Source organism: Methylosinus sp. PW1 (assembly GCF_000745215.1).
Taxonomy (GTDB): domain Bacteria; phylum Pseudomonadota; class Alphaproteobacteria; order Rhizobiales; family Beijerinckiaceae; genus Methylosinus.
Window position 1 is genome coordinate 348,727 of the sequence record NZ_JQNK01000009.1, and the last position, 21,283, is coordinate 370,009.

The window sequence follows — 21,283 nt, forward strand, 5'->3', positions numbered from 1 at the left end:
CTCGTCAACTCCTCGGAGCAAAAACGCCGCTGCGGGCCGTGTCCAATTCGAAACGCGCCGCATGGCTGCCGACCGGCTCGGCGCTGGCGCGGCCGACGCCGGCGCGCGCCAGCTCTTCCGTAAATTGCGCAGCTCTCACATGGCCGGGCGCGGCGACGAGCAGCGACAGCTCCCCGCCATGCGGCGCGGTGGCGAGAATCTCGCCGGCGAGCGCGTCGATCGCCGCCGGCGCGGCCGCATGCCATTTCGGCAGCGTGAGCGCACAGAGGGCGATATCTTGCGAGGCGGCCTCGGCCAGCGGCTTGGCGACGATCAGCACCGGCAGGCCGGCCGGATGATTGGGCCGCTCGACGAAGGGCAGGCGCGCGATGATCTTGGGCGCATTCTCGCCGACGAGCCGCGCCCACCAAGCGCCCTCCTCCTGCGCGCCGGCGGAGCGCAGCATGCCGAGATCGCCCTTGGAGCCCGCCACCGCCGCGACCACGGCGCCGGCGCCGTGATGGGTGACATAAGGCACGGTGAAGCCGAAGTGGAAGCGCGCGCTGTCGCGCATGGCGGCGTCGCCGCCAGAATCATCGGCGTGGAGCGAATATTCCGCCTGCATATAGGTGAAGGTGGAGACGATGATGCGCCAAATGCCTTCGACCGTGTCCACCGGCAGCAGGCCGGTATGCCGCGAGACCAGCGCGCGCATCATCTTCGCCTCGCGGTCCGGGCGAAAGGCGGAGGCGCCGTTCGGCCCCTTCACCGCGATCAGCCGATCGATGATCTCGCCGCGCTGCATCAGCAGGCCATGCATCTCGCGATCGATGCGGTCGATCTCGTCGCGCAAATCCGCGAGCGTTTCGGTCTCGATCTTGGGCAAAGATTCGTCTCGCATCGGCGCGGGCTGGTGGCGGATAGGGCGGAGGGCTGTCTTAGGCCAGCGCGGCGCGAGAGGCAATGCGAGGGGGCCGGGCTCTCGGGGATCTGAGGTCACGTTAGCAGGCAGAGGTGATCCAGCTTCATGGCGTCGCGGCCATCCACCCCCGACGCTCAGGGAGTCGGAACATGAACAGAACAACACAACAGCAAATCCAACGAGCGCGCCCCTCGCCCGCGCTTGCCCAAACTCAGATTGGCGATAGGATGTGTACATGAAAACACAAAGCGAAGCGCGAGCGAGCGATACCTTCACCGTCCGCATCGACGCCCCGACCAAGGCGCGGCTGGAAAAGCTCGCCGAGAGCACCGGCCGCAGCCGCTCTTTTCTCGCAGCGGAAGCAATAGCTCAATTTCTCGACGCCAATGAATGGCAAGTCGAGGGAATCCGAGACGCAATCCGTGCGATCGACGCGGGCGAAGCGATAGCGCACGAGGACGTGCGGAAATGGGTCGAGTCATGGGACACGCCGGATGAAACGCCGGCTCCATGAAAATCGTCTGGTCGCGAAAAGCGCTCGGCGATTTGTCGGCGATCCGAGCCTATATCGCGCGCGATAATCCAGGCGCCGCCCGGCGGATGGTCCTGCATCTCGTCGTGACGCTCGAAACGACCCTTCCCGGCGCTCCCCATATCGGACGCCCCGGCCGTATTTTCGGCACGCGGGAATTCGTCGTCACAGGAACGCCCTACCTCGTTCCCTATCGCGTGCAGAACGAGACTATTCACATATTGCGTCTCTATCACGGAGCGCGCCGCTGGCCGGACGCTTTTTGACGGGAGCCCCTACTGCTGGGCCGTCTGCTCCTCCAGCGCGACCGGGACCTGCGCTTCCGTGTACATCATGATCGGCGCCGGCTGGGCTTGCGCCTCGGCCGCCGCGACATGCTTGCCGGCAGGAATATCGATCGCCGCCATCACGACCGGCTGCGGCTCGGCTTTCGCCACGGCGGACGCCGCCGGCTCGCTCGGCTCATCAGTGACCGAGCGCCCGCTCGCCATTTGGCCGAGCAGGCCCTTGCGCTTGGCCTCGAAATAAAAGCCCTTGGCGTAGAGCTGAATGGCTCGCTGCGCGTCGCCGCCGGCGACGCGGAAGGCGTTGGCGAGATAGGCGCCGGCGTAGGCGAGATTGGTCTCGGCGTCGAGCAGGCCCTTGGCCGGGCCGCTGTAGCCGACGCTGCGCGCCGTGTCGTAGCGGATTTGCATCAAGCCCCAATACGGCCCGTTCTTGGCGGCGGGATTGTAATTGCTCTCGCGGCGGACGGCGGTATGGATCAGCGATTCGGGAATGTCGTACGTGCGAGCGCAGCGGGAAATGCTGTCTTCCAGCTTCTCGCGCTGCGAGAGCCTCGCCTTCGGCGGCGGCGGCTCTTCGACCGCCTTGGCGACGAATTGACGTTCGGGAGAAGAGGAATTGCAGCCCGCGAGCGCAAAGCCCAAGGCGGCGGTCGCCGCGCAAATCGCCAGTCTCATTCGTCCTCCCGAGCCGATTTGGTTAGCGCTTCTTAACCCGAGATCGAGCTTTCGCCAAATCGGCCCGAATCCGTACGGATTTCAGCCCGCCCCTTCCAGCAGCCGGCGGGCCGCCGCGCGGGCCTCGTCGGTGATGGCGGCGCCCGAGAGCATGCGGGCGATCTCCTCGCGCCGCTCGGCCTCTTCCAGCTCGGCGACGCGCGTCGCCACGCGGTCTTTCGCCTTGCCTTTCACGGCGCCTTTGGCGATGCGCAAATGACGGCTGGCGCGCGCCGCCACTTGCGGCGCATGGGTGACGGTGAGCACTTGCGCGCGTTTCGCGAGCCGCGCCAGACGTTGCCCGATAGCGTCCGCCACCGCGCCGCCGACGCCGGTGTCGATCTCGTCGAAGACCAGCGTCGGCGCCGAGCCGCGATCGGCGAGCACGACTTTCAGCGCCAGCATGAAGCGCGCGAGCTCGCCGCCGGAGGCGACCTTCACCAGCGGGCCGGGCCGCGAGCCCGGATTGGTCTGCACCCAGAACTCCACACGATCATAGCCGTCCGGCCCGCCGGTCGCAGGATCGCTGACGATCTCGGTGCGAAAGCGCGCGCCTTCCAGCTTCAGCGGCTTCAGCTCGCCCTCCACGAGAGCGTCGAGCGTCTTGGCCGCCGCGCGCCGGGCCGCCGAGAGGCTCTCGGCGGCCTTCGCATAGGCGGCCTGCGCTTTGGCGACCGCCTCGCTCAGCGCCACTATGCGCGCCTCGCCGGCGTCCAGCGCGGCGAGATCGGCGGCGAAGCGCTCGGCGAGCGCCGGGAGCGCATCGACGCTGGTCTGATGCTTGCGCGCGGCGCCGCGCAGAGCGAACAGCCGCTCCTCTATGCGCTCCAATTCGCGCGGGTCGAAATCGGCGTCGCGGAGCGCCTGCTCCAGCGCCTGCTCGGCGAGGGAGAGCGCATCCAGCGCCTGGGCGAGCGCCTTGGCCGGCGGCTCGATCAGCTGCGGCGCCTGGGTCGCGCGCCGCTCGAGACGACGGGCGGCGGAGGCGATTTCGCCGGCGGGTGAATGATCGCCGGAAAAAGCCTCGAGCGCGTCACGCAGATCGCCGGCGACCTTCTCGGAGCGCTGCATGGTCTGGCGCCGCTCGGCGAGCGCGGCCTCCTCGCCGGGCTGCGGCGCCAGCGCCTCCAGCTCCTCATTGGCGTGGCGCAGATAATCGGCCTCGGCCCGCGCCTTGGCGACGCGCGCCTCCTCCTCGGCCAGCTCGCGGCGGGCGCGCTGCAGGGCGCCATGCAGCTCGCGCACCTCCACGGCTCTTTCGCCGAGCGCGCCATGGGCGTCGACGAGCGCCCGATGCGCGCTCGGATCGACGAGCGCGCGATCATCGTGCTGGCAATGGATCTCGACCAGCGAGGCGCCGATAGCGCGCAGCGCCTGGGCGCTGGCCGGCTGGTCATTGACGAAGGCGCGGGTGCGGCCGTCGCTGGTCTGCACCCGGCGCAAGACCAGCTCATCCTCGGCGTCGAGGCCGAACTCGCGCGCCGCGGCGAGCGCCGGATGGTCGCGCGGCAGATCGAAGGCCGCCGTCACCTGCCCCTGCTCCTCGCCAGCGCGCACGAGCGAAGCGTCGCCGCGTGCGCCCAAAGCCAGCAGGAAAGCGTCGAGAAGGATGGATTTGCCGGCGCCGGTCTCGCCGGTCAGCGTGGTCAGGCCGGACGCGAACTCGAGATCGAGCCTGTCGATGAGGACGATATCGCGAATAGACAAACGGACGAGCATGCGCGCGCTCTACTCTTCCGGCCCCCTCGGCTCGCCCCTGCGAACGCTCAGCTGGAGCCGAGCGTCTTGCCGATCTTGGAGAGCCAGGAGCCCTGATGTTCCTCGGGCGCGACGCCGCCCGTCGCGAGCAGCGAATGCGCGTCCTTGTACCAGGACGAATCGGGGAAATTATGCCCCAGAATGGCCGCCGCCGTCTGCGCCTCATTGACGACGCCCATGGCGAAATAGGCCTCCGTCAACCGATAGAGCGCCTCCTCGGCGTGGCGGGTCGTCTGATATTTGGCGAGAACATCGTGGAAGCGATTGACCGCCGCCGCATAATTCTTGCGTGTCAGATAGAAGCGGCCGACCAACATATCCTTGGCGGCGAGCTGATCGCGCGCCACCTGGATCTTGTATTTGACGTCGGTCACATATTCCGACTTGGGGAATTTCTCGACGAGCTGGGTGAAGATGGCCAGGGCCTTCTCCGCGCTCTCCTGGTCCTGCATCACCGCAGGGACTTGATTATAATAAGACATTCCCGCGAGATAATACATATAGGGCGTGTCGGGCGAGGTCGGATAGAGGCCGATGTAGCGCTGCGCCGAGGCGACCGCATCGTCATAGGCGGGCTTCTGATATTGCGCGAAAGTCTGCATCAGCAGGCCTTTGCGCGCCCATTGCGAGAAGGGATATTGCTTCTCGAGCTCGCCGAACTTCTTGGCGGCGTTCTCGTAATCATGGGCGTCCATGCGGGCGAGGCCCTGATTATAAATATCCTCGGCCGGAATGTCGGGCAGAATCTCGGTCTTGTATTTCTCGCCCGAGAAAAGGCCGAAGCCGCTCGTTATGCTGTCGAGGATATCGGCGCGTCCCGAGGCCGCCGGGAGAGCCGCGACGAGGACCGTCGCCAGCGCTGCGCGCGCGAGAGCTTTGGGGCGAAACGGGCTTGCGATCATGGATTCGGCCTCGCGGGGACGTTATTTAAGGTTCTCTAAACCAATTCGCCGAAGGGCGCCACTCGGTAAGGCGCTCATGCGAACGCCCTCCCCTGCTTCGAAGAGACGTGCCGGATCGGGCGAGATTATGGCGCGCGCCGCCCTTTGCGGCCGATGCTGTCGGACCGAGCGCGAAATGGCGCCGACGGAATAGGAACGTCAGGCCGACGTCGCCGCCGCACGCTCCCGCTGGCGCACGCGCTCCGGCGCCAGATCCCAGCGCGTCTTGAACAGCGTGTCGCAAATGCCCGGCGTGCCGAAGCCGTCGGAAAAGCTCACATTGCCGCGCGTGTGGTGAAAGCCGTGCGCCGTGCTGGAGGTGAGACGATCGAGCGCGGCGTTGAGCCGCTTGCGCCAGCCCTTCGCCGCGGGATCGCGGAAGGCGAGGCCGAAATCATAGCCCGAATGCTCATAAAGCCCGCCGAGCGCGCCGAGGCTGGTCATCCACAGATGAAAAGCAACGCTGGCGCCGCCGCCGCCGACGAGAACCAGCGGCAGAAGATAGGGCAGCACGATCTCGAAGAAGAAATCCGCGCCGGACTGATAGCAGGCGCTGATCGCCTTGCTGGCGCCGGTCTGATGATGCAGCGCATGGCCGAGCCGATTCATCATCGCCGGATGATGCAGCAGATGGCGATGCGCGACATATTGCACGATGTCGTGGCCGATCAGCATGCCGATCATGGTCAGGACGAGAGCGGTCCAGCTCAGATGCGGGGCGCCGACGAAGCCGAGGCCGAAATATTCCACCGCCAGCATGGAGGGCAGGAGTATCGCTGTCTGATTGAACAAGACGCGCGGCAGCAGCTGGCGATAGCTCATGCGATCGAGCTCGCGCACCTTGAAGCGCTTCAGCCGACCGGTCGAATCACACCATTCGAACGCGTAACCGATCCCGTGGAACGCGACCATCTGCGCGGCCCAGGCGAGAAAGGAGAGAGGAATATATCCGAATGGCTCGAGCGACATGGATAGGCGGACTCCGATCGGGAAATCCGTTCGTCGCGCCGGCCGCAATCCGCGCGGCGAACGGAGGAGATTTTTTCGTCCTATAGCCGAGTTCAGGGCATATTTCTAGTGAGGCTGGACGACGCGCGGCGCCGCATCCTTTGCGCTCGCCTTCCGAGGCCGACCATCATCAGCTCCGCTGAAGATTAACATTCATTAACCATTTCTATTTACCGTAACGCCATTCGAATCAACCGCCTTTTTCACGCTGCATCCCGCCACGCCTACCGAAAGTCGAAGACCGCGGCGAAGAGCAGGAAAACCGATTGGATCACGTGATGTCGTCTTTCGAGAGACGCGCCGTCGCCCTGCTCTTTCTGTCGGTCGCCGGCGCGACGGCGACAATTCATGCCGCCGAAGCGAGCATGGTGTGCAGTCCGGCGAGCGGAAGCGCAGCTTTCGGCTCCTTCTCTTCCGCTTGCGGATCGTTCAATAGCGCCACGGGGGCCTCCTCGACCGCTTTCGGCCAGGGCAACCTCGCTGAAGGGCCGAATTCCGCGGCCTATGGCGGAGACAACGTCGCCTCAAACGCCAACTCGACCGCCGTCGGCACTGCCAACATCGTCAGCGGCGGCGGCAGCAGCGCCTTTGGGCACGGCAACTCCATCGGCGCCGGCGGAGGAGCGACGGACTCGTCCACCTCGACCGCGATCGGCGTCGACAATCTCATCTTCCTCGGCGGCGCCGACACGTCTTCGAGCGCGACCGCTGTCGGCGCCCGGAATAGGGTCTATGCGGGAAACTCTACGGCGATCGGCGTGAACAATCAGATCGGCGGCGTGTTCGCGCAAGGGGAATACGCGAACAGCATAGCGATAGGCAATGATAATCGAGTCTTCGGAAACAGCTCCATTGCGATCGGCGACACCGCTTACGCCGGCCGTTTGCCGGGCGGGCCGCTTGTCGACAACGCCACTGCGATCGGGACGCACGCCACCGCCACCGGCAATAATTCGATCGCTCTCGGCGCCGGAACGACCGCCAGCGCGCTGAATTCGGCCGCCATCGGCTATAATGCGACGGCGAGCGGCGACAATTCGATCGCATTGGGCGCAAATGCTCGCGCCACGACCGCGAATTCGGTGGCGCTGGGCGCCAATTCGACCACCGACGCCGTGCATGCCGGCCCCTACTCCGTCTCCAGCGGCTCCATCGCCGGAACCACCGCGGCGGGGGTCGTCAGCGTCGGGAGCCCCGGCGCAGAGCGTCAGATACAGAATGTCGCGGCCGGCGTCGTCAGCCCGACCTCGACAGACGCGGTGAACGGCTCGCAGCTCTATGCAGTCGGCGCCAATGTCAACACGCTCGGCGCGACGACCGCCTCGGCCCTGGGCGGCGGCTCCGTCTATACGCCGGGCGGCGGCGTCAGCGCCCCGAGCTATCAGATACAGGGCAAGACCTACAATAATGTCGGCTCGGCGTTCGGCGCCGTGAACGCCAATCTGAACGCCCTGAACGACTCTGTCGGCGCGCTCGGCGCGGGGCTGACCAGCCTATCGAACCAGGTCCATGCGAATCAGCGCGAATATCGGCAGGGTATCGCCCTCGCCATCGCCATGCCGTCGACTCACTTCCCCAGCGCGCCCGGCAAGACCACGGTCGCTGTCGCATCCGGCTTCTATAAAAATGCCGGAGCGGTCGGCGTTTCGGCCTTGCACCGGCTGGATATGACGCTGCCGATCGCGATCGGCGGATCACTCTCCGCCGGCTTCGACAACTCCTTCGCAGCGCGGGGGCAGATCGTGACCGAGTTCTGAAGACAGGCCTTTCCCGAAAGATCGGAGCATTGCCAATGGCGCATCGCCTCGGGAACATTCGGCGCCGCATAGCGAGGAGCATTGCCGCGACCGCCTTGGCCGCCGCGCTCGTTCCGCAAGCAGCCCAGGCGCAAAACGCCAGCGTTCCGCCGCCGGCGGCCAGACCCGCGCCGATCGACAAGAACGGCCTGCTGATCCTCATACGGAGCGCTTTGCAAAACCGGCGAACCCGTGATTCTCTGGGGCGTCCGAGGGATGTGAGTCACCGATGTCACGCCGCAACTTCAGCCAACCTTCGCTCGCCGACGCATTCGTGAAAGCCTATTCTCGTCCTGGTGGGTTTCTGGAAGATATCGCCAAGACGTTCGAGTGGAGCGCGTTCGACGTTATTTTGCGTCCGCTGCATTCTTCGAGCGACGGCGCGCCGGCCTATCCGCCACTGACCATGTTCAAGATCGTGCTGTTGCAGCAGTGGTATGGGCTGTCCGACCCCGCCGCCGAGGAGGCTGTGCGCGATCGCCTGTCGTTTCGGCGCTTTTGCGGGGTTCCGCTGGACGAGGAGACGCCGGACCATTCATCGATCTGGCGGTTTCGTCAGCGGCTCGCCAAGCTCGGCCTCGACGAGAAACTACTTGCCGAGGTCAATCGACAACTCGACGCGCGCGGGCTGATCGTGAAGCGCGGCACGCTGGTCGACGCCACTATCATCGCGGCCGCCGTGAAGCCGCCGCCCCACGACGAGGGGCAGGTCAATCCGCGCGACCCGGACGCGAGCTTCACCAAGAAGAACGGCGAGACCTACTTCGGCTACAAGGCGCATCTGGCGGTCGACGAAGAAAGCGGCATCGTGCGCCAAGCGGAGATGACGAGCGCCGATCTGCACGACAGCCAGCGCGGCGAGGCGATGATCCAGGGCGATGAAGAGGCCTATTACGGCGACAAGGCATATGATAGCGCAGCGCTACGCAAGGCGTTGAACGACAAGAAGATCGACGACAAGATCGCCTATAAGGCGAAGCGCGGAGCGCGACAGCCGGACTGGCAGAGATGGTTCAACAAGACGGCGTCGAGCGTTCGCGTCGGCGTCGAGCGCGCCAACGCGACGATGAAGAACTGGTATGGGATGGCGCGAGTACGCTACCGCAGCCTCGCGCGCAACAATTGTCATCTTCAGTTCGTCGTCATGGCGATGAACATGAAGCGGGCGCGGGTTCTCGAAGCGGCGGCATGACGCCGCGAGGGGAGAGGTGTGTCTCGAACCGGATAGGGATGCGAAAAATGACCGGCTGACGGCGCAGAGCATTGCGCCAGATGGCGCGCGGGCGCATCAAAGCCCGTCGATTGCGGCCGAAAAACCGTAAACGCCGAGACCTCGGCTATTCTGCGAAGCGCTCCATACGTTCGACGCTCTATGCGCTGGATCTGTCGAACAAGAGCGGGAACTATACGATATTGCGAGAAATATCGGCGCCTGGATTCGCCGCAGCCAATGACGCCGCGCGCTTGTCGGCGAGCTTCCGCAGCCAGCGCGAACGAAATCTCGACTATTCTGGAGTTCTCGTCTACGAGCCGGAGATGAAGACAGCGCCAGAGATCGACAAGAATGGCATGATGCGCTTTTCCGGCTACTTCCCCTCCGCGTCGAGCCAGATCGATTTCGAGATGATCTTTGCGCCCGTGAATGGACGATGGAAGCTCTTCGGCCTGGCCGCCGATATGGGCTCGGCCAGCCCGGCCGCCTCTGTCTCCCAGCTGCAGCCGGCCCCGGCTCCGGTCGCCAGCCCGGCTCCGGCCGCAGTCAAGAAGCCCTGAGCGGCGCCGACGAACGCGCCACCGCGACATAGACAAGCCCGCCTTCGCCGCGCTGGACGCCGAATCTCGCCTCGCGCTATCACCGCGCCGCTGAAACGCCGCGCACCCTCGAAGGAAGAGCCTCCGTGATCCCCTGGACCCTGCTCGATACGGCCCCCGTCCCCGGCGGCGCGGGCGAGCTGCGGCTCAAGCGGCGCGGCGCGGAATTCTCCATCATGCTCGGCAATAATGAGCTGATGAACAGCCGCCTCAGCGGCTCGGAGGAGGCGCTGGCCACGCTCGCCTGCGCGAAAATCGCGGGCCGGGCGCAGCCGCGCGCGCTCATCGGCGGGCTAGGCATGGGTTTCACCTTGCGCGCCGCGCTCGGCGCCCTCGGCCCGCAGGCGCGGATCACCGTCGCCGAGCTCGTGCCCGCCGTCGTGGCCTGGGCGCGTGGGCCGATGGCCGAGGTTTTCGGCGACAGCCTGGCCGATCCGCGCCTCGACATAGAGGTGGAGGACGTCGGCCAGACGATTCGCTCCGGCCGCGGCGCCTATGACGCCATTCTCCTCGATGTCGACAATGGTCCCGAGGGCCTGACGCGCGATTCCAATGGCGGGCTCTATGGCGAGGAGGGCCTGCGGGAGGCGCGCGCCGCGCTGCGTCCGGCCGGCGTGCTGGCCGTATGGTCCTGCGCGCCGGATCGGGCGTTTTCCGCCCGGCTGCGCAAAGCCGGCTTCCGCGTGGAAGAGGTGAAGGCGCGCGCCAATGGCGGAGGCGGCGGCGCGCGGCATGTGATCTGGCTCGCCACGCGCGTTGATTCGCCGCCCCGGCCGGGAGCCGATCGGTGACGCGCAAATCGGCGGAGGACGAGCGTTTTTTCTGGTGGGAAGGCGAGACGCTGGTGGTCAACATATTGGGACGGCCGGCCGCCAGTCGCGACGCCATCGGCAAGCCCAGAGGCCATCAGCTCGAGGTCAGCGTGACCACGGCGCCGCGCCGAGGCCGGGCGACCGATCACATGGTGCGCTTTCTCGCCGGCGAATTCGGCGTCGCTCCCTCGGCGATCGAAGTCGTGTTCGGACGCATGAACGTCAACAAGCAATTGCGGATCGCCGCGCCGCAGAAGCTTCCAGGCCCGTTCCGCCGAGCCTGAGCGAAAAGCGTGGAAATCCAGAGAGCCCATGACGGATGACGGCCAAGCCTGAACTGGACTAATACATAAATCCGATGTAATGACTTCTTGTTTCGTCTATTTCCGAGAAAGTCATGTATCGTCGGCTCATTGCGCGCGCTGTCGCTCTCACGCTCCTCGCCGCCGCAACGCTGCCCGTGGCGCCGGCGGCGGCCCGAGACGCGCTGCTCACCCGCTTGACGCAGCCCAACACGCCGACCGTATTTTATTTTCATTCCTTCCGGGTGAATTGCCAGGGCGTGCCGAATTATCGGCTCGCGCGGCGGGCGACGGTGGTGTCGCCTCAGCATCCCGAGCATGGGACGCTGACCATTGGCGAGGGGCAGGCGCCGGTGCGGCACTGCCAGGGCCAGCCCGGCTATGCGACGATCGTGACCTACACGCCCGAGCATAATTTCACAGGCTACGACAGCTTCGTCCTCAACGTCGCCTATCACCTCGAGAATCGGACCGTTCTTCAGCATGTCACGGCGCGGATTCAGGTGGGCGGTCCGGCCAATCCGCGCTGACTCTTCCCCAGTCGGCTTCCCTGCCCCTTTCCCTTCCGCAGATTCTCGTCTAACACACGGCCGACCGCCGGGCCGGGCCGACCGCCCCGCTCGATCTCGTCTCTAGGGAGGGCGCGCTGGACCTTGGAAAGGCTGCAGCGCGGCCTTTTTTTGTGCGCGCCGGCGCCCCGATAGACGACAAGACGCGCGCTCTCCCCCATTCTGGGGAGCGTCCCGCGACGAAAGGATGACAGACGGACCGACATGCCGAAGCGAACAGACATCTCGACCATTCTGATCATCGGCGCCGGCCCCATCGTCATCGGCCAGGCCTGCGAATTCGACTATTCCGGCACTCAGGCCTGCAAGGCCCTGCGCGCCGAGGGCTATCGAATCGTCCTCGTCAATTCCAATCCCGCGACGATCATGACCGATCCAGACATGGCGGATCGGACCTATGTCGAGCCGATAACGCCCGAGATCGTCGCCAAGATCATCGAGAAGGAGCGCTATCGGCTTCCCGGCGGCTTCGCGCTTCTGCCCACAATGGGCGGCCAGACGGCGTTGAATTGCGCGCTCTCGCTCGAGCGCATGGGCGTGCTGGAGAAATTCGACGTCGAGATGATCGGCGCCAACGCCCAGGCCATAGACAAGGCCGAGGATCGCGAATTGTTCCGCGAGGCGATGACCAAGATCGGCCTCTCGACGCCGCGCTCGCGCCTCGCCAACGCCACCGACGTCAAGACCTCCGACAAGGCCAAGCGCAACGCCGAGATCGCCGAGATCGAGGCCTCCGCCCTCTCCGACGAGGAGAAGCAGAAGGCGATCGCCGATATTCGCCGCCGCTGGGAGGCGGACGAGCCCGAGCGCAAGCGGCGTTACATTTCCAAGGGCCTGACCGAGGCGCTGGAGGCGCTGGAGGACATCGGCCTGCCGGCGATCATCCGTCCCTCCTTCACCCTCGCCGGCACGGGCGGCGGCATCGCTTATAACAAGGCGGAGTTCATCGACATCATCGAGCGGGGCCTGGACGCCTCGCCGACCACCGAGGTGCTCATCGAAGAGAGCGTCATCGGCTGGAAAGAATATGAGATGGAAGTCGTCCGCGACAAAGCGGACAATTGCATCATCGTCTGCTCGATCGAGAATATCGATCCCATGGGCGTGCATACGGGCGATTCCATCACCGTCGCCCCTGCCCTGACGCTGACCGACAAAGAATATCAGATCATGCGCGACGCCTCGCTCGCCGTGCTGCGCGAGATCGGCGTCGAGACCGGCGGCTCGAATGTGCAATTCGCGGTCGATCCGGCCACCGGGCGCATGATCGTCATCGAGATGAATCCGCGCGTGTCGCGTTCCTCGGCGCTGGCCTCCAAGGCGACGGGCTTCCCCATCGCCAAGGTCGCCGCCAAGCTCGCCGTCGGCTACACGCTGGACGAGATCGCCAATGACATAACGGGCGGCGCGACGCCGGCCTCCTTCGAGCCGACGATCGATTATGTCGTCACCAAAATTCCGCGCTTCGCTTTCGAGAAATTCCCCGGCGCCGAGCCCATTCTGACGACGGCGATGAAATCCGTCGGCGAGGCCATGGCGATCGGGCGCAATTTCGCCGAATCGCTGCAAAAGGCGCTGCGCTCGCTGGAGACCGGCCTCTCCGGCCTCGACGAGATCGAGATCGACGGCATGGGCCGCGGCGACGATATGAATGTGCTGCGCGCCGCGCTCGGCACGCCGACGCCGGATCGGCTGCTCGTCGTCGGCCAGGCGCTGCGACTCGGCATGGATCCGCAGGAGATTCACGAAGCCTGCAAGATCGACCCGTGGTTCATCGCGCGGATCGAGGAGATCGTCGCGCTGGAGGCGCGGGTGCGCGCCTTCGGCCTGCCCAAGGACGCCGACAATTTCCGCGCGCTGAAATTCGCCGGCTTCTCCGACGCGCGCCTCGCGACGCTCACTGGCGCCGGTGAGAAGGAAGTGCGCGCCGCGCGGCGAGCGCTCGACGTGCGGCCGGTCTATAAGCGCATCGATACTTGCGCGGCGGAGTTCGCCTCCCCCACCGCCTATATGTATTCGACCTATGAGACGCCTTTCCTCGGCGCGCCGGCCAATGAGGCGCGGCCGTCGGCGGAGCGCAAGGTGGTCATTCTCGGCGGCGGGCCGAACCGCATCGGCCAGGGCATAGAATTCGACTATTGCTGCTGCCACGCCTGCTTCGCGCTCGCCGACGCGGGCTATGAAACCATCATGATCAATTGCAATCCCGAGACTGTGTCGACGGATTACGACACCTCCGATCGTCTCTACTTCGAGCCGCTGACGGCCGAGGATGTGGAGGAGATTTTGGACGTCGAGCGCAGCAATGGGACATTGCATGGCGTCATCGTCCAATATGGCGGCCAGACGCCCTTGAAGCTCGCCCATGCGCTGAGTTCGGCGGGCCTGCCCATTCTCGGCACGCCGGTCGATTCGATCGACCTCGCCGAAGACCGCGACCGCTTCAAGCGCCTGCTCGACAAGCTCGGATTGAAGCAGCCGAAGAACGGCATCGCCTATTCGGTGGAGCAGTCGCGACTCGTCGCCGGCGAGCTCGGCCTGCCTCTGGTGGTGCGGCCCTCCTATGTGCTGGGCGGGCGCGCCATGGCGATCATCCGCGACCAGAACACGCTCGACGATTATCTGCTCGGCACGCTGCCGAGCCTCGTGCCGTCGGACGTCAAGGCGCGCTATCCCAATGACAAGACCGGGCAGATCAACACGGTTCTCGGCAAGAATCCGCTGCTCTTCGACCGCTATCTGACCGACGCCATTGAAGTGGATGTCGATTGCCTCGCCGATGGCGAGGAGGCGGCCATCGCCGGGGTGATGGAGCATATCGAGGAAGCGGGCATTCATTCCGGCGATTCGGCCTGCTCGCTGCCGCCGCGCTCGCTCTCGACGGAGATGGTGGCGGAGCTCGAGCGGCAGACGATCCAGCTCGCCAAGGCGCTCGGCGTCATCGGGCTGATGAACGTCCAATATGCGCTGAAGGACGGCGAAATCTTTGTGCTGGAGGTCAATCCGCGCGCCTCGCGCACGGTCCCCTTCGTCGCCAAGGTGGTCGGCGCCCCCATCGCCAAGATCGCGGCGCGCATCATGGCCGGGGAGAAGCTCTCGGCCTTCACCCTGCCCTCCCGCGCGCCGAATCACGTCGGCGTGAAGGAATCGGTCTTCCCCTTCGCGCGCTTCCCCGGCGTCGACACTGTGCTCGGGCCGGAGATGCGCTCGACCGGCGAGGTCATCGGCCTCGACCGCAGCTTCGAGGCGGCCTTCGCCAAGAGCCAGCTCGGCGGCGGCACCAAGGTGCCGCGGCAGGGAACCGTCTTCGTCTCGGTGCGCGACGCCGACAAGCCGCGCGTCATTCCCGCGGTTCAGCAGCTCGTCAGCCTCGGCTTCACCGTGGTGGCGACGGGCGGCACGGCGCGCTTTCTGCAGGAACAGGGCGTGCCGGCGCAAAAGCTCAACAAAGTGTCGGAAGGGCGTCCGCATATTGTGGACGCCATCAAGAACGGCTCGGTTCAGCTGGTGTTCAACACGACCGAAGGCGCTCAGGCGCTGGCGGATTCTCGTTCCTTGCGCCAAGCTGCGCTATTGCATAAAGTCCCCTATTATACGACTCTGGCCGGCGCGATCGCAGCGGTCCAGAGCATCAGGGCCTATGTATCGGGAGATCTCGAAGTCCGCGCCCTTCAGGACTATTTCGCGTCGAATGCGTGACCTCGCGCCGCGCGAATATAAGTGAAGGCCGCCGCATCCGCGGCTCGTTCATGTCGAGGAAGGCCGACCGTCCGCCGCAGCTTTCGCTGGTCCGGGGGCGCCGGGAATTTTATTGACCGGGTCTGGACGCATCCAGGAGCGAAAGAGCAAGAGACATGGTGGACAAGGTGCCCATGACCGCCGCCGGCTACGCGACTCTCGACGAGGAGCTGCGTCAGCGCCAGCAGATCGAACGTCCGCGCATCATCCAGGCGATCGCCGAAGCGCGCGCCCATGGCGATCTCTCGGAAAACGCCGAATATCATGCCGCGAAAGAGGCCCAGTCGCTGAACGAGGGCCGCATCGCCGAGCTCGAGGACAAGCTGTCGCGCGCCGAGGTCATCGACGTTTCCAAGCTCACTGGCAGCACGGTGAAATTCGGCGCGACGGTCACGGTCGTCGACGAGGACACCGAGGAGGAGAAGGCCTATCAGATCGTCGGCGAGCCCGAAGCCGATGTGAAGAACGGCCGCGTCTCCATCGCCTCCCCCATCGCCCGCGCGCTGATCGGCAAGAAGGCCGGCGACACGGTCGAGGTGAAGACGCCGGGCGGCGGCAAGAGCTATGAGATTTTGAAGGTCGCTTTCGTCTGAGCCGCATGGGCGGCGACGCGACCGAGCGGAATTTGAAAAAGCTCGCGCTCTCCTTCTCCCACTCGTGGGAGAAGATGGCCCTCGTGTCAGCGAGGGTCGGATGAGGGTCCTTCCGGGTAAGGTCGAATCTTCGACGACCGGCGCGGCTCCCATGCGCGGCGACTTTCGATATGACGACGAGCGGCACGGCCCCTCATCCGACCCGGCTTCGCCGGGCCACCTTCTCCCGCAAGCGGGAGAAGGGATAGCGCGAACAGCCTGGGTTCTCTCCGACGGCCGCGCCGGCCACGAGGTCCAGAGCCTCGGCATAGCCGAAGCCCTCGGCCTCTCCCCCCGCCTCATTCGCCTCGCCCCCCGTGGCCTCATCGCCGCGCTCGCGCCTTTCGGCCCGATCGATCCGCGCGAAGCGAAGCTGCTCGCACCGCCCTATCCGGATCTCGTCATCGCCTGCGGGCGTCGGACGATTCCCTATCTGCGCCATGTGAAGCGCGCCTCCGGCGGCGCGGTCTTCACCGTCTATGTGAATCGCCCGGCCAGCAGGCTCGGGACGGCCGACGTCATCGTCGCGCCGCGCCATGACGATCTGCGCGGCGCCAATGTCATCGCCCCGCTCGCCCCGGCGAATCGGCTGACGCCACAGCGCCTCGCCGAAGCGCGCGCGACTCTCGATCCGCGGATCGCGGCGCTGCCGGAGCCGAGAGTTGGGCTGCTGATCGGCGGGGATAGTCGGCATTTTCGGTTTTCGGAGCGAGATGCGGCCAGGCTTCTCGCCGACGTCGTCGCCATGCTGGACCAGGGCTGGAGCGTCGCTGCGACCGTCTCGCGGCGGACGCCGGCGGGGCTGGTCGAAGCGTTGCGCAAGCGGCTCGGGGACCCTCATCCGACCCTCGCTGACGCGAGGGCCACCTTCTCCCGCGCGCGGGAGAAGGAAGCGCGCGCCTTTCTTTGGATGGGGGATGGCGACAACCCTTATCTCTCCATTCTCGCCGGCTCGCAGGCGCTGCTGGTGACGGCCGATAGCGTCAATATGGTCGCCGAGGCGGCCGCGACCGGCGCGCCGGTCCATGTCTTCGAGCCGGAGGGCGGCGCCGCCAAGATCGCCGCCTTTCTCGATGCGCTGGAACAGCGCGGCGCATTGCGCCGCTGGCGCGGCCGGCTCGAGCATTGGCGCTATGAGCCGCTGAACGAGACGCCAGCCATCGCCGAAGAGATCGCCCGCCGCTACGCCGCCTTCCATGGGTCGGCCCCCGTATTGCTTCATGGCCCGCGCGCTTCGTAATAGATTCGCGAGTCGCCCGAAGATCAGGAGCGGTTGCGGCGCAACGCATAATGGCTAGATTGCGCCCATCCGAACGCGCCGCGCCGTCCGCGCGGAGACTTTCGCAAAGAGCCTCTTCATGTCCGCAGACGATAAAGGCCGCCTGCACGCCCGCGTCATCGTGCTGGGGTCCGGCCCCGCCGGCTATACGGCGGCGATCTACACGGCGCGCGCCATGCTCGAGCCCGTGGTCATCGCCGGCTTCGATCAGGGCGGCCAGCTCATGATCACCACAGATGTGGAGAATTACCCCGGCTTCGCCGAACCGATCCAAGGCCCCTGGCTGATGGATCAGATGCGCGCCCAGGCCGAGCATGTCGGCGCCAAGCTCGTCTCCGACCATATCGTCGAGGCGCGGCTGGATAAGCGGCCCTTCGAGCTGCTCGGCGATTCGGGAACGCTCTACACGGCGGACGCGCTCATCATCGCGACGGGCGCCAAGGCCAAATGGCTCGGCCTTCCGAGCGAGGAGGCCTTCAAAGGCTATGGCGTCTCCGCCTGCGCCACTTGCGACGGCTTCTTCTTCCGCGGCAAGAAGGTGCTCGTCGTCGGCGGCGGCAATACGGCCGTCGAGGAGGCGCTCTATCTCTCGCAGATCGCGGCGGAGGTGACGGTGGTGCATCGCCGCGATAGCTTCCGCGCCGAGCGCGTGCTGCAGGAGCGGCTCGCCGCGCGGCCCAATGTCAAAATCCTCTTCGATCACGCCATCGACGAGATTTTGGGCGGCAGCGCGCCGCCTTCGGTCACGCAGACGCGGGTGAAGAACGTCAAGACCGGCGCGACGCAGACGCTGGATGTGGACGGGGTCTTCATCGCCATCGGCCATCAGCCGGCCTCGGAGCTGTTCGTCGGCCAGCTGGAGCTGAAGCCCTCCGGCTATATCGCCGTGCAGCCGGGCACGACCAACACCAATATTCCGGGCGTGTTCGCGGCCGGCGACGTGGCCGACGAGACCTATCGCCAGGCGGTGACGGCCGCCGGCCTCGGCTGCATGGCGGCGCTGGACGTCGAGCGCTATCTGCTCGAGACCCCGGCGCCGGCGAGCGACGCGCTCGCCTCCGAGGAGCCTTTGTAACGGCAGCCCGCGCCCCTACCCTCCCCTTCAGGGGGAGGGTCGCGCCGTAGGCGCGGGGTGGGGTCCACGCGATAGAGATTTCGGGAGTTCACCCCACCCCGGCTTGCTGCGCAGGCCGGCCCTCCCTTTCAAAGGGAGCAGGACGGCCCACTATGCGCGACGAGGACAAGCTTCGACGATTTCGCCTCGGGACCGCCCGCCGACTACGCGAGAATACGACCAGCGCGGAGCAGAGGCTCTGGCGCGCGCTTGATCGCGTGCCGCTGCTGCGGACCCATTTTCGGCGGCAAGCTCCGATTGGGCCTTACGTCGTCGATTTCGCCTGCTTGCGCGAGAAGCTATTGATCGAGGTCGACGGCCCGTCACATGCGGAGCCCGGGGCGTCGCTGCGAGACTCCGAGCGGACGCTCTGGCTCGAACGGGAGGGTTATCGCGTTCTCCGTTTCTGGAACCAGGAAGTTTACGAGAATATCGACGGCGTTCTCGACACGATCCATGCGGCGCTGTACGGCTCTCTCGGCGCGCCGCCGAATGACGAACGCTGAGACCCCCGATGTTCACGACCGCCAAATCGCAGGCCCCGCGCCCCCACCCTCCCCTTCAGGGGGAGGGTCGCGCCGTAGGCGCGGGGTGGGGTCCGCGCAACAAAGACTCGGGCTCACCCCACCCCGGCCTGCTGCGCAGGCCGACCCTCCCCCTGAAGGGGAGGGTGGAAGAACGCCTCGTTTCCGCACGCACGAGAAACAGATAAATCGATGCCCGACCTTCTCCTCGAACTCTTCAGCGAAGAAATCCCCGCCCGCATGCAGCGTCAGGCGGCCGATGATCTGCAGCGGCTGGTCTGCAGCGCGCTCGCCGAAAAGGGGCTGACCTATGAGGGCGCGGCCGCTCATGCGACGCCGCGACGGCTGGCGCTGCATATCGCCGGCCTGCCCGGCCGCCAGCCCGATACGCGCGAGGAGAAGAAGGGTCCGCGCGTCGGCGCGCCCGAGGCCGCCATTCAGGGCTTTCTGAAGAGCGCCGGCCTCGCGTCGATCGACGAGGCGAAGGTCGAGAAGGACGCCAAAAAAGGCGAGTTCTATGTCGCCGTCATCGAGCGCGCCGGGCGCGAGACGATAGAGGTGCTGGCGGATCTGCTGCCGGGCATTGTGAAGAGCTTCCCCTGGCCGAAATCCATGCGCTGGGGCAAGGCGTCGACGCGGCTCGATTCGCTGCGCTGGGTGCGCCCGCTGCAATCCATCCTCGCCACTTTCGGGACCGAGATGGAGACGCCGGATGTGGTGCGCTTCTCTGTCGATGGAATCGAGAGCGGCGATGTCTCCCACGGCCATCGCTTCCTGGCGCCGGCCCCCTTCGCCGTGAAGCGCTTCGACGATTACGTCCCCGCGCTCGAGAAGGCGAAAGTCGTGCTCGACGCCGCGCGCCGGCGCGATATCGTCCTGCATGACGCGCGCAATCTCGCCATGGCGCTGGGGCTGGAGCTCATCGAGGACGCCGCGCTGCTCGAGGAGGTCGCCGGCCTCGTCGAATGGCCGGTGACGCTGATGGGCGCTTTCGACGAGAGCTTTCTCTCCATTCCGCCCGAGGTCATTCGCGCGACCATTCGCGTCAATCAGAAATGCTTCGTGCTGAAACGCCATGACGGCGGGCTCGCCAATCGCTTCATCCTCGTCTCGAACATTGAGGCGAGCGACGGTGGCGAGACGATCGTCGGCGGCAATCAGCGCGTCATCGCCGCGCGCCTGTCGGACGCGAAATTTTTCTATGAGACCGATCTGAAGACGCCGCTCGGCGAGCGCCTGCCCAAGCTCGACACTATCGTCTTCCATGAAAAGCTCGGCACGCAGGGCGAGCGCGTGAAGCGCATAGAGGCGCTGGCGCGCGAGCTTGCCCCCATCGTCGGCGCCGATGCGGACAAGGCCGCGCGGGCGGCGACGCTCGCCAAGGCCGATCTCGTCACCGAAATGGTCGGCGAGTTCCCCGAGCTGCAAGGACTCATGGGCCGCTATTATGCGGCGGCGCAGGGCGAAGACGCCGAGGTCGCAGCGGCGCTCGAGGAGCATTACAAGCCGCAGGGGCCGGCGGACCGTATTCCGACGAGCCCGGTGTCCATCGCCGTGGCGCTCGCCGACAAGCTCGACACGCTGGTCGGCTTTTGGGCGATCGACGAGAAGCCGACCGGGAGCAAGGACCCTTATGCGCTGCGGAGAGCGGCGCTGGGCGTCATCCGCCTCGCGCTCGAGAATGAGCTGCGGCTGCCGCTGCGCGAAGCATTCGCCGCCGCGCAATGGCCGGTGTGGCTCGCGGCGCGCACGCCGCTGCGCGAGCTGGTGACGAGCGAGGTCAATCGCGTCGCCTCGGACCTGTCGCCGAGCGGCTCCGCAAGCCTGACCGCAGATGCGGAGGCGCATCTGCGCCGCGACATTGAGAAGCAGTTGCACGCCGTCGGCAGAGAGGCGGGCGCCGAGGCGCCCTCGCCCGCCGCCGAGATTTTCTTGCGCGAGACGCTGCCGCCCCTGCTGGCCGCCAATGCGGCCGATCTCCTCGCCTTTTTCATCGACCGCCTGAAGGTCTACCTTCGCGATCGCGGCGCACGATATGACCTCATCGATGCGGCGCTCGGGGCCTCGGCCTCGGCGCAGTCTCGAGAAGGGAGCGCGCAAATGCCGGACGATCTGCTCACCATCACGCGCAAGGTGGAGGCTCTGGGCAAATTCCTCGACACCGACGACGGCAAGAACCTGCTCGCCGGCTTTCGCCGCGCCGCCAATATTCTCAAGATCGAGGAGAAGAAGGACGGCGCCGGCGCCTATGACGAGCCGCACCATCCCAATCTGCGCATGGAGCTGCCCGAGCATAAGCTCGCCGCCGCCATCAAGCGCGCGCGGGAAGAGACCGCCGAGCGGCTGGACAAGGAGAATTTCGAGAGCGCCATGCAGGCGCTGTCGAAGCTGCGCGAGCCCGTCGACGACTTCTTCGAGGCGGTGACGGTGAATTGCGACGATCCGAAAGTGCGCCTCAACCGCCTGCGCCTGCTCGCCGAGCTGCGCGAGGCCATGCTGCAGGTGGCGGATTTCTCGAAAGTGGCGTGAGGCCCCCTCCCCAGCCCTCCCCCGCTGCGCGGGAG

General features: G+C 66.1%; 19 protein-coding genes. 14 read left to right on the plus strand and 5 right to left on the minus strand.

Going from position 1 to position 21,283, the window contains the following annotated elements; all coding sequences use genetic code 11:
- Positions 1–4: 4 nt before the first annotated feature.
- Entirely contained in the window at positions 5–880 is an 876-nt protein-coding gene (locus tag K369_RS11030) for a chorismate mutase (protein ID WP_036291133.1), read from the minus strand.
- A gap of 256 nt (positions 881–1,136) precedes the next feature.
- Here K369_RS11030 and K369_RS11035 point away from each other — a divergent pair, with 256 nt between their 5' ends.
- The gene (locus K369_RS11035; protein WP_036291135.1) at positions 1,137–1,415 is read left to right on the plus strand and encodes a CopG family ribbon-helix-helix protein; all 279 of its coding nucleotides are present in this window, start codon (positions 1,137–1,139) and stop codon (positions 1,413–1,415) included.
- Complete coding sequence (locus K369_RS11040) at positions 1,412–1,699, plus strand: type II toxin-antitoxin system RelE/ParE family toxin (RefSeq protein WP_036291136.1); 288 nt, start codon at positions 1,412–1,414, stop codon at positions 1,697–1,699. The genes K369_RS11035 and K369_RS11040 overlap by 4 nt, the downstream gene beginning before the upstream one ends.
- Before the next feature lie 9 nt (positions 1,700–1,708).
- On the opposite strand, the gene K369_RS11045 is transcribed toward K369_RS11040, so the two are convergent.
- From K369_RS11045 to K369_RS11060, 4 genes are all read right to left on the minus strand, one after another.
- Positions 1,709–2,395, minus strand: coding sequence for a lytic transglycosylase domain-containing protein (locus tag K369_RS11045; RefSeq protein ID WP_036291139.1), 687 nt, complete (start codon positions 2,393–2,395; stop codon positions 1,709–1,711).
- Positions 2,396–2,476: 81 nt separating this feature from the next.
- Positions 2,477–4,153, minus strand: a complete 1,677-nt coding sequence (gene recN, locus K369_RS11050; protein WP_036291142.1) for a DNA repair protein RecN — start codon at positions 4,151–4,153, stop codon at positions 2,477–2,479.
- A 47-nt stretch (positions 4,154–4,200) separates the two neighbouring features.
- A complete protein-coding gene (locus K369_RS11055) occupies positions 4,201–5,094 on the minus strand; it encodes an outer membrane protein assembly factor BamD (protein ID WP_051949214.1) in 894 nt (297 codons plus the stop codon).
- Between the two features lie 198 nt (positions 5,095–5,292).
- The gene (locus tag K369_RS11060; RefSeq protein ID WP_036291144.1) at positions 5,293–6,102 is read right to left on the minus strand and encodes a sterol desaturase family protein; all 810 of its coding nucleotides are present in this window, start codon (positions 6,100–6,102) and stop codon (positions 5,293–5,295) included.
- Between the two features lie 317 nt (positions 6,103–6,419).
- Here K369_RS11060 and K369_RS11065 point away from each other — a divergent pair, with 317 nt between their 5' ends.
- From K369_RS11065 to glyS, 12 genes are all read left to right on the plus strand, one after another.
- Positions 6,420–7,898, plus strand: coding sequence for a hypothetical protein (locus K369_RS11065; protein ID WP_156967851.1), 1,479 nt, complete (start codon positions 6,420–6,422; stop codon positions 7,896–7,898).
- Positions 7,899–8,166: 268 nt separating this feature from the next.
- Positions 8,167–9,129, plus strand: coding sequence for an IS5 family transposase (locus K369_RS11070; RefSeq protein WP_051948759.1), 963 nt, complete (start codon positions 8,167–8,169; stop codon positions 9,127–9,129).
- A 71-nt stretch (positions 9,130–9,200) separates the two neighbouring features.
- Positions 9,201–9,710, plus strand: coding sequence for a hypothetical protein (locus tag K369_RS11075; protein WP_156967852.1), 510 nt, complete (start codon positions 9,201–9,203; stop codon positions 9,708–9,710).
- Positions 9,711–9,835: 125 nt separating this feature from the next.
- Complete coding sequence (locus tag K369_RS11080; protein WP_036291146.1) at positions 9,836–10,540, plus strand: spermidine synthase; 705 nt, start codon at positions 9,836–9,838, stop codon at positions 10,538–10,540.
- Complete coding sequence (locus tag K369_RS11085) at positions 10,537–10,845, plus strand: DUF167 family protein (protein WP_018265685.1); 309 nt, start codon at positions 10,537–10,539, stop codon at positions 10,843–10,845. The genes K369_RS11080 and K369_RS11085 overlap by 4 nt, the downstream gene beginning before the upstream one ends.
- A 113-nt stretch (positions 10,846–10,958) precedes the next feature.
- On the plus strand, positions 10,959–11,393 hold the full coding sequence (locus K369_RS11090) for a hypothetical protein (protein ID WP_036291147.1): 435 nt from the start codon (positions 10,959–10,961) through the stop codon (positions 11,391–11,393).
- 243 nt (positions 11,394–11,636) lie between these two features.
- The gene (gene carB / locus K369_RS11095) at positions 11,637–15,131 is read left to right on the plus strand and encodes a carbamoyl-phosphate synthase large subunit (RefSeq protein ID WP_036291150.1); all 3,495 of its coding nucleotides are present in this window, start codon (positions 11,637–11,639) and stop codon (positions 15,129–15,131) included.
- Positions 15,132–15,289: 158 nt separating this feature from the next.
- On the plus strand, positions 15,290–15,763 hold the full coding sequence (greA, locus tag K369_RS11100) for a transcription elongation factor GreA (RefSeq protein WP_036294891.1): 474 nt from the start codon (positions 15,290–15,292) through the stop codon (positions 15,761–15,763).
- Between the two features lie 100 nt (positions 15,764–15,863).
- Positions 15,864–17,042: a mitochondrial fission ELM1 family protein gene (locus K369_RS11105; protein ID WP_245278174.1), complete on the plus strand. Its 1,179-nt coding sequence runs from the start codon at positions 15,864–15,866 to the stop codon at positions 17,040–17,042.
- 118 nt (positions 17,043–17,160) lie between these two features.
- Positions 17,161–18,156, plus strand: coding sequence for a thioredoxin-disulfide reductase (trxB, locus tag K369_RS11110; RefSeq protein ID WP_036291156.1), 996 nt, complete (start codon positions 17,161–17,163; stop codon positions 18,154–18,156).
- Positions 18,157–18,308: 152 nt separating this feature from the next.
- Positions 18,309–18,701, plus strand: coding sequence for an endonuclease domain-containing protein (locus K369_RS11115; protein ID WP_051949217.1), 393 nt, complete (start codon positions 18,309–18,311; stop codon positions 18,699–18,701).
- 210 nt (positions 18,702–18,911) lie between these two features.
- A complete protein-coding gene (gene glyS, locus K369_RS11120; RefSeq protein ID WP_036291158.1) occupies positions 18,912–21,248 on the plus strand; it encodes a glycine--tRNA ligase subunit beta in 2,337 nt (778 codons plus the stop codon).
- Positions 21,249–21,283 lie beyond the last annotated feature (35 nt).